The following is a 12,978-nucleotide window of genomic DNA, read 5'->3' as shown; positions in this document are numbered from 1 at the left end:
ATGACAACGGAAATAGAATGAAAAATAAAACAGAACAATCACACACTATAGATTAAAAATCACAGGCTCATCATATTTAAGAAAAAACAGGACTCATTTTATTTCGCTTTTTTTGTGAATTTATAACTAGTAAAAACCACTAGAATTCGCGAAATCTCATCAGGCACAAGGAAGTAATTATCGTTAAACACCTGCTATAAACGCCCCCTGCATTAACTATCGCCAACCGACAGCCACGAGAAAAATCGAGGATGGACGGCCTGTGCAATTAAAAAACCCGATTATTTATCAATAGAAAACTTACAGAGGAAAAAATGAAAAAGGTCATTATTGGCACTGTACTACCCACGTTAATATTCAGTTCAATGTGCTATTCCGAAACCAGCGTTTCAGGCGGAACCATTAATTTTACAGGTGCAGTGACAGATGCAACCTGTACTATCAATGGTAATAATTCTGCCGACCTTTCCGTCGTGCTCAATCCGATAAGTACCGAACAGGCAGGAACGTCAGAAGGGTTAATTGATGTTGGTAAGAAAGCATTTTCACTGGACTTCTCCAACTGTTCATCAGCAAATATAGTGAATACGGGCAATGGGGAAACACCAACGACGCCCAATCTTCAAATGCAGTTCTCATCACCTAACACCATATCTAATGATGGGAAATACCTGATCAACCAGGAAAATGATCCTCAGGGTAATCCTCGAAATGTGGGTGTCGCTATTGTTTTACAAAATACGGAAACGCAGCCTATCCCACTTAATCAGATACTGGATACCAAACTGGGAGGCACATCATCATCACCAGAAACGCTGAACTTCTATGCTAAATATTACAAAGTAGGAACTCAGCCTGCGGAGGCCGGCACGGTCAGAACGATGGTAACGTATAGCGTCACTTATCTTTAATTTTCAATAAGTCCTATTATTGAGCGATTGTTTCATGAGAATAATTTTACTGTTAACTGCATTATTACCTTTTTTGTGTCACGCGAATGTCATTATCAGTGCGACGCGTGAGATCTACCCTTCCGACAGGAAAGAGATCTCAGTTCAATTGCTCAATAACGGTTCTGACCCCTCACTGGTACAGGCATGGATTGATAATGGCGATCCTGACTCAACCCCTGAGACAGCAAAAGTACCGTTTCTGTTAATGCCACCGGTGGTAAAGGTGTCCGCGCATAGCGGGCAACAGCTAAAGGTGCGCTATATGGGTGGGAATTTGCCAGTCGATCGCGAGTCGGTTTTTTATATTAATATAATGGATATTACCCCCGTCCCTGAGAACCTTAAGGGAAAAAGCGTAATGCAACTGGCAATACGGTCCCGTATTAAGCTTTTTTTCCGGCCCACCGGACTGAAAGTAAAGCCTAAAAACATAATAGATAAACTGACATTTACTCATGAGAAGGATAGCATCACGCTTCATAATGCCAGCCCCTATTACTTAACATTATCAGGCGTACGAGTTAACCAGGGAGGAAATATATTAAAAAAAGGTCTGATGATGGAACCCTTTTCTCAGAAATCACTGAAAGCAAACGCACCTATTTCCAGCGAAAACTCCGTCTCCATCGTCTATATCAATGATTATGGCGCCAGCATTGAATCGCGGAAAAAAATTCAGTAAAAATGCCTAAATTTAAAATAAACCGGGTCACATTACACTTGATGTTAATGTGCTCCCTCCTGTTAAAGCAACACATCTCTTATGCACTCACGTTTAACACTGATTTTTTGGCAGGGAAATCCAGCCATGCTGATTTGTCACGATTTTATACAAACAGTGATTTACCGTCAGGCAACTATGACATTGACATTTACGTCAATGGCGACTGGAAGGGGAAGTATGATGCAAAAGTAGTTAGCAGCCTAACAGACATCCGTATAAACGTTAAGGAATTCACTCGAATGGGATTAAGAAAAGTTATTGATAACCCGAAAAATGTAAAGAATGAATTCCTTAACGTTTATGCTCTTTCAACGGGAATAAAAAGCAGTTTTGATGCCAGTCAGATGAGACTGGATTTGAGTGTTCCACAGCAGGAGATGGACACAAAATGGCAGGGGTATATCGATCCTAAATTCTGGAGTGAAGGCATCCCAGGCCTGACACTCTCCTATCAGGCAAACTACTATCATTCGGCCTCTAACAATCATCAGAATGAAGATAATGGTTATATTTCATTAAATACCGGACTGAATCTGCTCAACTGGCAGCTGCGTGATAACAGCTCCTATAACTATTCACGAACGGGTAAGTCTGACTGGCAAAATAACACCCGCTATTTGCAACGAAATATCAGCACCATCAACTCCCAGTTACGTATCGGCGACAGCTATACCCCTTCTGACCTCTTTGACTCTTATCGCTTTCGTGGCGTGAGCATGGGGACAGATATCCGGATGTTTCCTGACGCGATGCAGGGATTCGCCCCCATCGTTCACGGCGTGGCGCAGACCAACGCCCTGGTTAAAATCATTCAGAATGGCGTGACGATTTATCAGCAAAACGTCTCCCCGGGACCCTTTGCGATTAATGATATTTTACCAACCGGCTCCGGGGGCGATCTTAACGTTGAAGTTGACGAGGCCGATGGGCGCATTCAACGCTTTACCGTACCTTATTCCTCCGTTCCCGGCATGCTAAAACCCGGCGTTAACGTCTATAACCTGGCGATGGGCCAGGTGCGGATACCTCAGATCAGCGTTCACCCCGACTTTATACAGGGGACCTGGCGCAGGGGGATGACAAATCTCTTTACTGCCTATGCAGGAGGGATCTGGAGCAGCCACTACGGTTCAGTACTGGTAGGGACCGGGCTGAACCTGCCTGTAGGGGCACTGTCCTTTGATGTTACTCAGGCACGTCAGGCTTCATACAGACACGTGGATAGCAGTAGCGGGCAGAGTTATCGGCTTGCTTATAGCAAATTTTTCACCGATACCGGAACCAACTTTGCGCTGGCAGCTTACCGTTACTCAACCAGCGGCTTTTTGACTATGGAAGATTCGGCGCAGAGGGAAAGTAACGGCGGGAAAAACACGATTACCAATAGCGGTACCATTAATCAGAAAAACAGCTTTAACTTCAATGTGAATCAGAACCTCGGTGGCTCGGCAGGATCGCTGTTCCTATCTGGTACATTAAGGAACTATTGGGGAGAGGCAAACAGCAACAAGGAGTATCAAGTAGGCTATTCGAATACCCTCTCTAACGTCACCTTCAACGTTTCCGCCAGCCGTACCCGAAATAATGATAACCGTGAAGAGATGCGTTACTACCTTGGTTTCTCCGTCCCCTTCAGCGTATTCGACTCCCCTATCTATCTGTCGACTAACTCATCCTTCACACAGAATCACTATAGCAACAGTGATATCGGGTTGAGTGGAACCGCAGGTAAGGCCAACCAGTGGAACTATAACGTTGACGTGGCTAACAGTCGGGGCGGCAATACCACAACCAATGCCAATGTCGGCTATCGTGCCTCGGCCACTACCATGAATGCTTCATGGAGCCAGTCGTCGAACTTTAGCCAGGAAGGGCTGGGGATGACGGGAAGTCTGGTGGCATACCAGGGCGGCGTGCTGTTTGCCAATCAAGTTGGTAGCACCTTTGCCATTATTGATGCTCCTGGTGTGGCCAATGCAGCGGTTAATAGCGATGCGACCATCATCACTAACCGTCAGGGGAAAGCACTGGTTCCCTACATGTCACCTTATCGTAAGAATGCGATGACGCTGGATACCACCAATCTCGGTGATAACGTGCAGCTGCTGGGCAACCGTAAAGATGTTGTGCCTTACGCCGGGTCCATCAGCTATGTGAAATTTGAAACAGATCAGCGCAAAAGCTTCATTTTCCATGCGGTAGATCGTAACAGCGCCCCCCTACCCTTTGGGGCTCTGGTCACTGATAGCAAAAATAATTAAATTGGTTATGTCGGGCAGGGCAGCGTGGTGTTTGTCCACAGTTAAAAACTACCCGACAGGGTAATCGTTCATTTTTCCGGGGAAGACAACAGTACATGCAGCATTACCCAGCCGAAAACCAATCTGGGCAGTGATGTGAATCACTGTCACTAATCAGGGAAGAGAATAATGAAAATGCTACCGCACATCCGATGTATCAAGAGAGCGGGCAAGGTGGTTACCCTGAGTTTGATACTGTTCTTACCCTCCTGGGCAGGAGCTAACTGTATACAGAATGCCCCCGTGGATGCTCCCTTTTTGTATTACGATGCTACCAGCGCGTTAAACCTCTCGGGCAGGGCATCGTTTTCATCCACAACGGCTTATCCGGGTACTTTTAGCTGTAGCATGCCGGCATGGGGGATTATTGGTGGCAAGAACACGGTTGATAACTCAACGCCCTACTCCCAGAACACGCTCTACTTAAAATTTCCCGGCGATGCTTATGTCAGCGTCAATGTCACGCAGCCCACACCGCAAGAGTTTCATCCCAAAGTGGGTACCAACAACGGTTCAGCTATTGATTCCACCTTTACCGTTAACCTGAAGCTGTTGGCCAATATTCCCACCAAAAACGTGATGGTCATTAATGGTGACATCGCCACTATCAATCCAATTGTACTTGCTCAGGACAGTACCGGACTGACTTTCCTGCAGAATATTGCCCGGATGCTCAGCGACTTCGCCTATTTTATTTTCCACTGGAGTTGGCCAAAACATAATTACGATATTTACTACAAAGCCCTGCAGATAAGGTTCGTGAAGCGCGTGACCACCTGCAGCTTCGATGATGATAATAAAACCGTGGTGCTAAACAATATCGATATCGCCTCACTCGCCAGCGGGGCAATGAATGGGAAAAAGGCGTTTACCCTTAATTTCAGCTGTGACGGCATGAAAAATGGTATCGCCGGGCGTAATCTTCGGGCATTTATGAGCAGCAATAACCTTCTTGCATCCGATAGTACCACGCTGACCTCCCCCGTCACCGGCGGTGCAAAAGGGGTGGGTATCCGGGTGGCAAAAGCCAGCGATAATATCCCGCTCACCTTTAGTTCGTCGGAAACCACGCAGGGAAATGCCACCACGCTGTTCTCATACACCGCCAGCCAGGCATTACCTTCGCAACTATCGCTACCGATGAATGCGTGGTACTACGTCTACAACAAGCAGATGCTCTCCAGCGGTTCCGTCAGAACCACGGCCGTGGTGAATTTTGTCTATGACTAATGGATAAAAGGCGATTGCTTTTCGTACACTAAATAGATAAATATCCCTGTGTTGTTTATGGATAAACACGCGAGGATGTATGTTCTGTTTATATCAGACGCAGGATGCCGGAAGGCGGCTTTCTCCACGGGATTTTCAGTTCGTTCAGACGCCCCGTGTAGCATTCGACAATGCCCGGATTTATTATGAAATGGATTATCGGCGCTATGCGAGGCAAGACGTATCAGGCGATCTCCCGCAACGAAAATCCGCCAATAACGATCGCTTTAACCCATCCAATAAGTACTCAGGCAATAGTCGCTACTATACCCAAAATAATTCGAGTTGCAGGAAGGCGGCAAGGGAAGGAATCCCGATGAGCTTACTCGAGTATGTGATTCGGGTGACTGAGTGCAGCCAACGCACCTGCAACTTGAAGTATGACGGGTATATCCCATTTATGATGCCACCGAGCATGACCTAAAAAGAGGTCGGATTATCGGCATTGATACTTCAGAACGTTGGGATGCTTTTTACCATCCATTCTATTTCGATGCAGACAGCAATCTGGTTTATGAACGTTCCAGAGATCTCCACGATTCACCATTCGAGCAGGCAGTCAGGAGAGCCTATGAACAGTGTCTGAAACGTCATCACGGCACAAAACCCGCCCCCACCCTGAAAAAGCATTATATCGGTGACTCCGGTCAGCAAGCCCCGCCGGGGAAAATGCTCAACAGCAAAGCAGCCGGGCGACTGCTGGCCGCCGGTGGTGTGTATAATGGAAATGTCGCAGGATTCAGGAAAACCGCAGAGCAGCTGGGGGGCGATGCGGTTAAGGGATATGACCAGGTACTGAACGAGACGACCAAAGGCGCTGCGATTGCTGTTGCTTCGATTGCAGGGGGCTTGGGTAAAGCGAGATTAAATTCTTTAAAAGGAACAGTAAAAACTGAAAAAGCTGTTAAAACAGAAAATTACTCGTCTAAACTCGCATATTTGGTCAATGGGAAAGAGTTCGCTATTGAAGCATTATCTCAATCAGGAAGCCGAATTGATCCATCAGTTAAGTCGGGTAACCTGACGGTAGCAGGTAGAGCACTTCAGAAGCACGGAAGTCGTCCAGATAGCGCATTTCCTGTAGCCCGGGGCGCTCCCGCTCAAATGAATGAGCAGGGAAAGAAAATACTAGACTCAATCATAAAATCACCTAGTACAACTGTAAAAGAAGGTAATCGCTTTGGTGGCTTTGATATTATATCAGCCGATGGGAAGGGAAGCCGCTTCGATTCAAACGGAAGTTTTAGAGGTTTTTTGGAGCCATGATCATGGAAAACAACAGTAGATTGAAAATCATTATTGCCAGTGATGTTGACTACGAGCATCTGATTGCTGAGATATATTGCGATGATGAGTATATTGCTCTTGTCCAACAAGAAGAGGGGAAGGATAAGCTCAAAATTGAGTTCTCTCCAACGATAAAGGTCCTGGACGTCGAATGGGTTCGAGATGCAATATCAAAGGCTGAACAAAAACTTGTCGGCGATGAGTATAATAAATCCGATTCCACATCGTAAAATTACATTGCAAAATCCTTAAATAGTGGCCAGAGCTACCGTCTGGCCTACAGTAAATTGTTTGCCGACACAGGAACTAACTTCACGCTTTTAGCCTTTGACCCACCGCTCAGGGCACTGCCACCCCGCTGTTTTCTTACCAGTCTATCAGCCATTAGATCAGAAACTGTCGATTCCGATGAATGCCTGGTACTACATCTATAACCGAATTGCACTCTCCTGTGGGATCGTCAGGACAAATGCGGTAGTGAATTTTGTTTATGATTAGATAGCAACGTTATGGATAAAAGGCGATTGCTTTTCGTACACTAAATAGATAAATATCCCTGCGTTGTTTATGGATAAACACGCGAGGATGTATGTTCTGTTTATATCAGGCACAGGATGCCGGAAGGCGACTTTATCCACGGGATTTTCAATTCGTTCAGATGCCCCGTGTAGCGTTCGATAATGCCCGGATTTATTATGAAATGGATTATCGGCGCTATGAGAGACAAGACGTATCAGGCGATCTCCCGCAGCGGAAATCCGCCAATAACGATCGCTTTAACCCATCCAATAAGTACTCAGGCAATAGTCGCTACTATACCCAAAATAATTCGAGTTGCAGGAAGGCGGCAAGGGAAGGAATCCCGATGAGCTTACTCGAGTAAGTGATTCGGGTGACTGAGTGCAGCCAACGCACCTGCAACTTGAAGTATGACGGATATATCCGATTTATGATGCCACCGAACGGAACCTCAAATGGGGCAGGATTATCGGCATTGATACTTCAGAACGCTGGGATGCTTTTTACCATCCATTCTATTTCGATGCAGAGAGCAATCTGGTTTATGGCGGTTCCAGGGATCTCCGCGACTCACCGTTCGAGCAGGCAGTCAGGAGAGCCTATGAACAGTGTCTGAAACGTCATCACGGCAAAAAACCCGCTCCCACCCTGAAAAAGCATTATATCGGTGACTCCGGCCAGCAAGCCCCGCCGGGGAAAATGCTCAACAGCAAAGCAGCCGGGCGACTGCTGGCCGCCGGTGGTGTGTATAATGGAAATGTCGCAGGATTCAGGAAAACCGCAGAGCAGCTGGGGGGCGATGCGGTTAAGGGATATGACCAGGTACTGAACGAAAAAACCTCAGGTTCAATGATTGCAACTGCGTCTGTCCTTTTAGCTAAAACGGCCCGTAGTCCTCTAACACGAGGGAAATTAAACAGCTCTTTAGTCGATAAAAACAGCCTTCTTTTACAAAAACCTGTCCTGGTGCCATCCCGAGGGTTGCCGCTAAGTCCAGGGGATAAAATTGTTCAGGATGCTAACACTAAGTTAACGTCTGAACTTGATAAAGCTTTGAAAGGCCCAGAGGTTGGGGTCGATACGGATGTTATCACTGATGGCCCTTCAATCGTTGAAGCGCGGAACAAGGCAGAGAAATCCCAAGCCCCGAATGTGGCGAAAGATCTGACTGATGCGGAGAAAGCAGCGATTGGTGGTTCGAGAACTGGAACGCCGGGTGGTTTTGAGCCAGAAGAACCTAAAAAAGATTACAAGTCTGAACTTGAAAAAGGTGACCAGATAGATCTTAGTACGTTTAATCAACGTAAGGCTGTTTCAGGTAGCAAAGGGGAATTTGTCGATCCGAAAACTGGCTGGAAAATATCTCCAGATAGAGCAGGTAATAATTCATACGGCGGAAGTTCTTGGAAGTTGTTAGATAAAAATGGTAACAGAATTGCGACGTTAGACAAAAATGGGAGTGTGTTAAGAAAATGAGACATTTAAGTGAAGTAATTAAAAAAATCGATTTCGATGATAACATTGCAATACAAGAGTTATTTTTCACATTTAACGTGTCGAATTTCGATCATTATTTGACTCCTGATGAATATAATAATGAAGATCTCATTTGTTACTCGGATGTAAAAAATGACCCAATGAAAGAAAAAAAGTTCAATAGTATCAGTAGCAAATTTTTTGAGTTATACAATCGGTTGTATATTTTATCAGTCGGAAATATTTCCATTTTGATAGATGGAGTGATACAGGACGAGGTTTCCGATGGAAAATATAATTTAGCATTATCTAATGCTATGAAGGAAAAACCGTTATGTGGTTTTTTATTTTATAATTTAGGTTTATATGTTATGACGGGATATGACCTAACACATTCTTTTTACATGTTAAAAAACAAAGTCCATTTACTAGAAGAGGTAAACAGCATAATTAAATTATCAGGTTTGTTTATTCTTGATCTTTAATGTAAGAAAGCTATGGGCAAAGTGATAGAGCGATAACTTCATTAGATGTTTAAATGTTATGTATCTTCATTAGAGAGAGCAGCTATTTAGCTAAGGACATTACGAATCCCTTTAACTCGTTTCTGTAATGCTGTTGGGGCCTGGTGGTGCTGCCGCAGGAACATAGAATGGATAAAAGGCGATTGCTTTTCGTACACAAAATAGATGAACATTCCTGCATTGTTTATGGATAAACAAGCGAGGATGCATGTTCTGTTTATATCAGGCACAGGATGCCGGAAGGCGACTTTCTCCACGGGATTTTCAGTTCGTTCAGACGCCCCGTGTAGAATTCGACAATGCCCGGATTTATTATGAAATGGATTATCGGCGCTATGAGAGACAAGACGTATCAGGCGATCTCCCGCAGCGGAAATCCGCCAATAACGATCGCTTTAACCCTTCCGACAAATACTCAGGCATAAGTGGCTACGATCCTATTTATAATGCCACAGAGTGCGACCTCAATAGGGGTCGTATTATCGGCATTGATACTTCAGAACGCTGGGATGCTTTTTACCATCCATTCTATTTCGATGCAGAGAGCAATCTGGTTTATGGCGGTTCCAGGGATCTCCGCGACTCACCGTTCGAGCAGGCAGTCAGGAGAGCCTATGAACAGTGTCTGAAACGTCATCACGGCACAAAACCCGCCCCCACCCTGAAAAAGCATTATATCGGTGACTCCGGCCAGCAATCCCCACCGGGGAAAATGCTCAACAGCAAAGCAGCCGGGCGACTGCTGGCCGCCGGTGGTGTGTATAATGGAAATGTCGCAGGATTCAGGAAAACGGCAGAGCAGCTGGGGGGCGATGCGGTTAAGGGATATGACCAGATACTGAACGAAAAAACGTCAGGTTCAATGATTGCAGCTGCGTCTGTTCTATTAGCTAAAAAGGCACGTACCTCCCAAACACTCGAAAAACTGAATAGTTACTCAGGTAAATTAAGAGGGGAAGTCAGTGTACTGGAAAACATAAACAAAATAGAAATAAAATATACAAAAAGAAGCCCAGATGAAACAATGTTATTAAGAAAAGAATTCAATCAAACAATAAGGAAAAAATTCCTCAGCGAAATATCAAGCAGACCTGAATTATTAAAAAAATTTTCTGGTGCTGAACTTGAAGCAATAAAAAACGGCACTGTTCCCAAAGGATGGCAAGTCCATCATAAGTATCCTTTAGATGATAGTGGTTCCAATAACTTTGAAAACTTAATTTTGATTAAAAATGAACCTTATCATAAGGTATTAACAAACTTACAAACATCTACCACAAGAGGGATAAAACCAGGAGAAAGTAAGATCGTTTCCTGGGTTATACCTTCGGGTATAATATATCTAAACCATTGAGAACACTATCATGAATAAAAAGACGACTGCATTAGTAAAAAACTTACAACTCCTGATGGCCAAGTTTAATTTTCCAGCTGCATCTCCGATTGATCCCATTTTCCTTAACGATTTAATCAATCATACCTCTCACGATCATCTATCAAAAGAAATGAAGAAGTTGATTGATGAAGCGGCTGAACTCCTGAAATCCCATCCTGACTTTGTAGATTTCCTGAAGATAATGGATGGTTTTGAATTTAGTGGAATGATTTTATATGGTTTCAATAATATTGAACCTTCATCACAGAATTTTTTTATAATAAATGATTTTTATCGACACAATGATGACTTCATCAACCCCGATCTTGCGGAAAGACTAGTACTGGGCGAGGACGGCACCTCCGTCTTCACCTACGACACCTCAAAAAATCAATTTCAAATCCGCGACAGAATCGGGACAGAAAACATTTATAGCAGCCATGATAATTTTTATAATTTTCTAAATGAAATTATAGAAACGGTGAAGTAGAGAGATAATAATCTGAAATGGATTACATGAATATAGAATTTTATAAACTAGAAGAAATTATTAAAACTACCCTTGGGGAGTTAAAAAAATAGGTGTAGATAGCTCCCCTTTGGAAGCGAATTTTCACTGGAACATTCCATCAGATTCTATTTACAGCCCATATAATAAACCAACACAGCTATATATTTTCCAGTTGGAAGATGACTATAAGAAACTATTGAAAGCTAAAAGAAAGGAAAAATTTACCGATTATAACCTAAAAAAACATCTTCTCTTTTAAGATATATTTCTGAAAAACACCCCGATTAATAACTCATTCGAAACTTAATCTCTCCCCCCATTTGGGAAGGAATTATGACTATAATACTGAAACCAACCTTGATGTTATATACAAACCAGATGGCTCATTCATTTCAGGATGGAAGCTATCCACTCAGCAACGTATTGACCTTAAAGGAAATAGCAATTTTTTTAATCAATATGAATCGAAGATGATTGCGCTGATTGATTCTTTTCTCTCCAGGAATATTTCAGCATCAGATTTCGAAGTGAGTTATCTAAAAGAATGGCGATGCTACAGAGATGCTGACAACGTTAAAAAATCAGATGAAAACACGCAACGCTATTTTGATTCTGTTTTTTCTGCAGTAGATGCGTACTGCTCTGATCCCGAACTTATTGACGCTGGTGATTTAACTGAAAAAGAATTGCTTGAAGAGGTCGCCAGACTAAAACTTCAATCAGGAAATTTGATTACATAATAAGGGATCAATATTGGTTAAAAATTGTTATCGCCATCAATATTAAGGTTGATGTGTTAAGCATTCATATAGAGATCAAAAACAAAAACAGTGGCCGGTTTCCCGGCCACGCGATCAATTACAGCAGATCGGCAATCATCTTATCGAGTTTGCCCTGGTCGATGGCAAAGTTACGGATGCCTTCAGCCAGTTTCTGTACTGCCATTGGGTCCTGGTTGTGCTGCCACAGGAACTCAGATTCGGTCATTTTAGCCGGACGGGCTTTAACTTCACCGCTGTAGGCCAGCTTACGCTCAACGCTGCCTTCAGTCTCAGCCAGCTCTTTCAGCAGGCCTGGAGAGATGGTCAGACGATCGCAACCCGCCAGCTCAATGATCTCGCCAACGTTACGGAAGCTCGCACCCATCACCACAGTCTCATAACCGTGCTGTTTGTAGTATTCGTAAATCTCGGTCACCGACACCACGCCTGGATCTTCGTTAGGCGCATATTCTTTCTTATCGGTGTTGGCTTTGTACCAGTCGAGGATACGGCCTACAAACGGAGAAATCAGGAACACACCCGCTTCGGCACAAGAACGCGCCTGAGCGAAGGAGAACAGCAGCGTCAGGTTACAGTTGATGCCTTCTTTTTCCAGCTGTTCTGCAGCACGGATCCCCTGCCAGGTGGAGGCCAGTTTGATCAGGATGCGATCGTTGCTGATACCCGCATCGTTATACAGTTTGATCAGGCTACGTGCTTTCGCGATGCTGCCTTCGGTGTCGTAAGACAGGCGGGCATCCACTTCGGTAGAGATACGGCCAGGGACCAGTTTCAGAATTTCCAGGCCGATGTTCACAGCCAACTTATCGGCAGCGTAAGACACCTGCTCTTCTTTGTTGCTGGTCTGCTCACGCGCCCATACCACCGCTTCGTCGATCAGCTTACGGTATTCAGGAATCTGTGCAGCGCTAAGGATCAGAGAAGGGTTGGTGGTTGCATCTTGCGGTTTGTAGAGTTTCATCGCTGCGATGTCGCCAGTATCAGCAACAACGGTAGTGACTTGACGCAGGGAAGATAATTTGTCCGTCATAGTTGTCATTCTCATCAAAGTTGATTTGTCAGGGTGTTGAAAATGTCTGCCCCGGATGATAGCACGCGTACCTCACCATGCAAGGGGCGTAAATCATCACGCCACAACCGGATAAAACTGCCGTCATAAAGCCCTTTTTTCTCTGGGGATTGTCCGGTCGTCATCAGTCACCAATGGCAGCGATTCGTCACCCGACCTCACTTTTTTGCTACAGTAGGCGCAGATTCT

The 12,978-nt window shown here is 44.5% G+C and carries 12 protein-coding genes; 11 read left to right on the top strand and 1 reads right to left on the bottom strand.

Annotated elements, in window-relative coordinates:
- Nucleotides 1-314: 314 nt before the first annotated feature.
- The 11 genes from WH277_RS25225 (at nt 315) to WH277_RS25175 (ending at nt 11,678) form a co-directional block, all read left to right on the top strand.
- Entirely contained in the window at nt 315-911 is a 597-nt protein-coding gene (locus WH277_RS25225) for a fimbrial protein (protein WP_133842358.1), read from the top strand.
- A 34-nt stretch (nt 912-945) separates the two neighbouring features.
- Nucleotides 946-1,635: a fimbrial biogenesis chaperone gene (locus WH277_RS25220; protein WP_339507312.1), complete on the top strand. Its 690-nt coding sequence runs from the start codon at nt 946-948 to the stop codon at nt 1,633-1,635.
- A 2-nt stretch (nt 1,636-1,637) separates the two neighbouring features.
- Entirely contained in the window at nt 1,638-3,938 is a 2,301-nt protein-coding gene (locus WH277_RS25215; RefSeq protein ID WP_339507311.1) for a fimbria/pilus outer membrane usher protein, read from the top strand.
- Nucleotides 3,939-4,325: 387 nt separating this feature from the next.
- Nucleotides 4,326-5,207, top strand: a complete 882-nt coding sequence (locus WH277_RS25210; RefSeq protein WP_166653705.1) for a fimbrial protein — start codon at nt 4,326-4,328, stop codon at nt 5,205-5,207.
- A gap of 708 nt (nt 5,208-5,915) precedes the next feature.
- The gene (locus tag WH277_RS25205) at nt 5,916-6,512 is read left to right on the top strand and encodes a hypothetical protein (RefSeq protein WP_238337034.1); all 597 of its coding nucleotides are present in this window, start codon (nt 5,916-5,918) and stop codon (nt 6,510-6,512) included.
- A 2-nt stretch (nt 6,513-6,514) separates the two neighbouring features.
- Nucleotides 6,515-6,763: a hypothetical protein gene (locus WH277_RS25200; protein ID WP_133842365.1), complete on the top strand. Its 249-nt coding sequence runs from the start codon at nt 6,515-6,517 to the stop codon at nt 6,761-6,763.
- A gap of 988 nt (nt 6,764-7,751) precedes the next feature.
- Nucleotides 7,752-8,528, top strand: a complete 777-nt coding sequence (locus WH277_RS25195; RefSeq protein ID WP_339507310.1) for a hypothetical protein — start codon at nt 7,752-7,754, stop codon at nt 8,526-8,528.
- Nucleotides 8,525-9,013, top strand: coding sequence for a hypothetical protein (locus tag WH277_RS25190; RefSeq protein WP_159336870.1), 489 nt, complete (start codon nt 8,525-8,527; stop codon nt 9,011-9,013). The genes WH277_RS25195 and WH277_RS25190 overlap by 4 nt, the downstream gene beginning before the upstream one ends.
- A 358-nt stretch (nt 9,014-9,371) precedes the next feature.
- On the top strand, nt 9,372-10,406 hold the full coding sequence (locus tag WH277_RS25185) for an HNH endonuclease (RefSeq protein WP_339507309.1): 1,035 nt from the start codon (nt 9,372-9,374) through the stop codon (nt 10,404-10,406).
- Between the two features lie 10 nt (nt 10,407-10,416).
- On the top strand, nt 10,417-10,917 hold the full coding sequence (locus WH277_RS25180) for a YrhA family protein (protein WP_339507308.1): 501 nt from the start codon (nt 10,417-10,419) through the stop codon (nt 10,915-10,917).
- Nucleotides 10,918-11,408: 491 nt separating this feature from the next.
- A complete protein-coding gene (locus WH277_RS25175) occupies nt 11,409-11,678 on the top strand; it encodes a colicin immunity domain-containing protein (RefSeq protein WP_227536418.1) in 270 nt (89 codons plus the stop codon).
- A 118-nt stretch (nt 11,679-11,796) separates the two neighbouring features.
- Here WH277_RS25175 and tal read toward each other — a convergent pair whose 3' ends face one another.
- Nucleotides 11,797-12,750: a transaldolase gene (tal, locus tag WH277_RS25170; RefSeq protein ID WP_133842368.1), complete on the bottom strand. Its 954-nt coding sequence runs from the start codon at nt 12,748-12,750 to the stop codon at nt 11,797-11,799.
- Between the last annotated feature and the right edge of the window lie 228 nt (nt 12,751-12,978).

Origin of the sequence: Erwinia sp. MYb416 (assembly GCF_037479575.1) — a bacterium.
Taxonomy (GTDB): Bacteria; Pseudomonadota; Gammaproteobacteria; order Enterobacterales; family Enterobacteriaceae; genus Erwinia; species Erwinia rhapontici.
The sequence above is the reverse complement of the archived record's forward strand: the minus strand, read 5'-3'. Positions and strand labels throughout refer to the sequence as shown.

Bases quoted from the DNA above. Each gene is read 5' to 3' on its own strand.
- WH277_RS25185 (WP_339507309.1), top strand. From the start codon at position 9,372: ATGGATTATCGGCGCTATGAGAGACAAGACGTATCAGGCGATCTCCCG.
- WH277_RS25210 (WP_166653705.1), top strand. From the start codon at position 4,326: ATGCCGGCATGGGGGATTATTGGTGGCAAGAACACGGTTGATAACTCA.
- WH277_RS25205 (WP_238337034.1), top strand. From the start codon at position 5,916: ATGCTCAACAGCAAAGCAGCCGGGCGACTGCTGGCCGCCGGTGGTGTG.
- tal (WP_133842368.1), bottom strand. From the start codon at position 12,750: ATGACGGACAAATTATCTTCCCTGCGTCAAGTCACTACCGTTGTTGCT.
- WH277_RS25200 (WP_133842365.1), top strand. From the start codon at position 6,515: ATGGAAAACAACAGTAGATTGAAAATCATTATTGCCAGTGATGTTGAC.
- WH277_RS25220 (WP_339507312.1), top strand. From the start codon at position 946: ATGAGAATAATTTTACTGTTAACTGCATTATTACCTTTTTTGTGTCAC.
- WH277_RS25195 (WP_339507310.1), top strand. From the start codon at position 7,752: ATGCTCAACAGCAAAGCAGCCGGGCGACTGCTGGCCGCCGGTGGTGTG.
- WH277_RS25190 (WP_159336870.1), top strand. From the start codon at position 8,525: ATGAGACATTTAAGTGAAGTAATTAAAAAAATCGATTTCGATGATAAC.
- WH277_RS25175 (WP_227536418.1), top strand. From the start codon at position 11,409: ATGATTGCGCTGATTGATTCTTTTCTCTCCAGGAATATTTCAGCATCA.
- WH277_RS25225 (WP_133842358.1), top strand. From the start codon at position 315: ATGAAAAAGGTCATTATTGGCACTGTACTACCCACGTTAATATTCAGT.
- WH277_RS25215 (WP_339507311.1), top strand. From the start codon at position 1,638: ATGCCTAAATTTAAAATAAACCGGGTCACATTACACTTGATGTTAATG.
- WH277_RS25180 (WP_339507308.1), top strand. From the start codon at position 10,417: ATGAATAAAAAGACGACTGCATTAGTAAAAAACTTACAACTCCTGATG.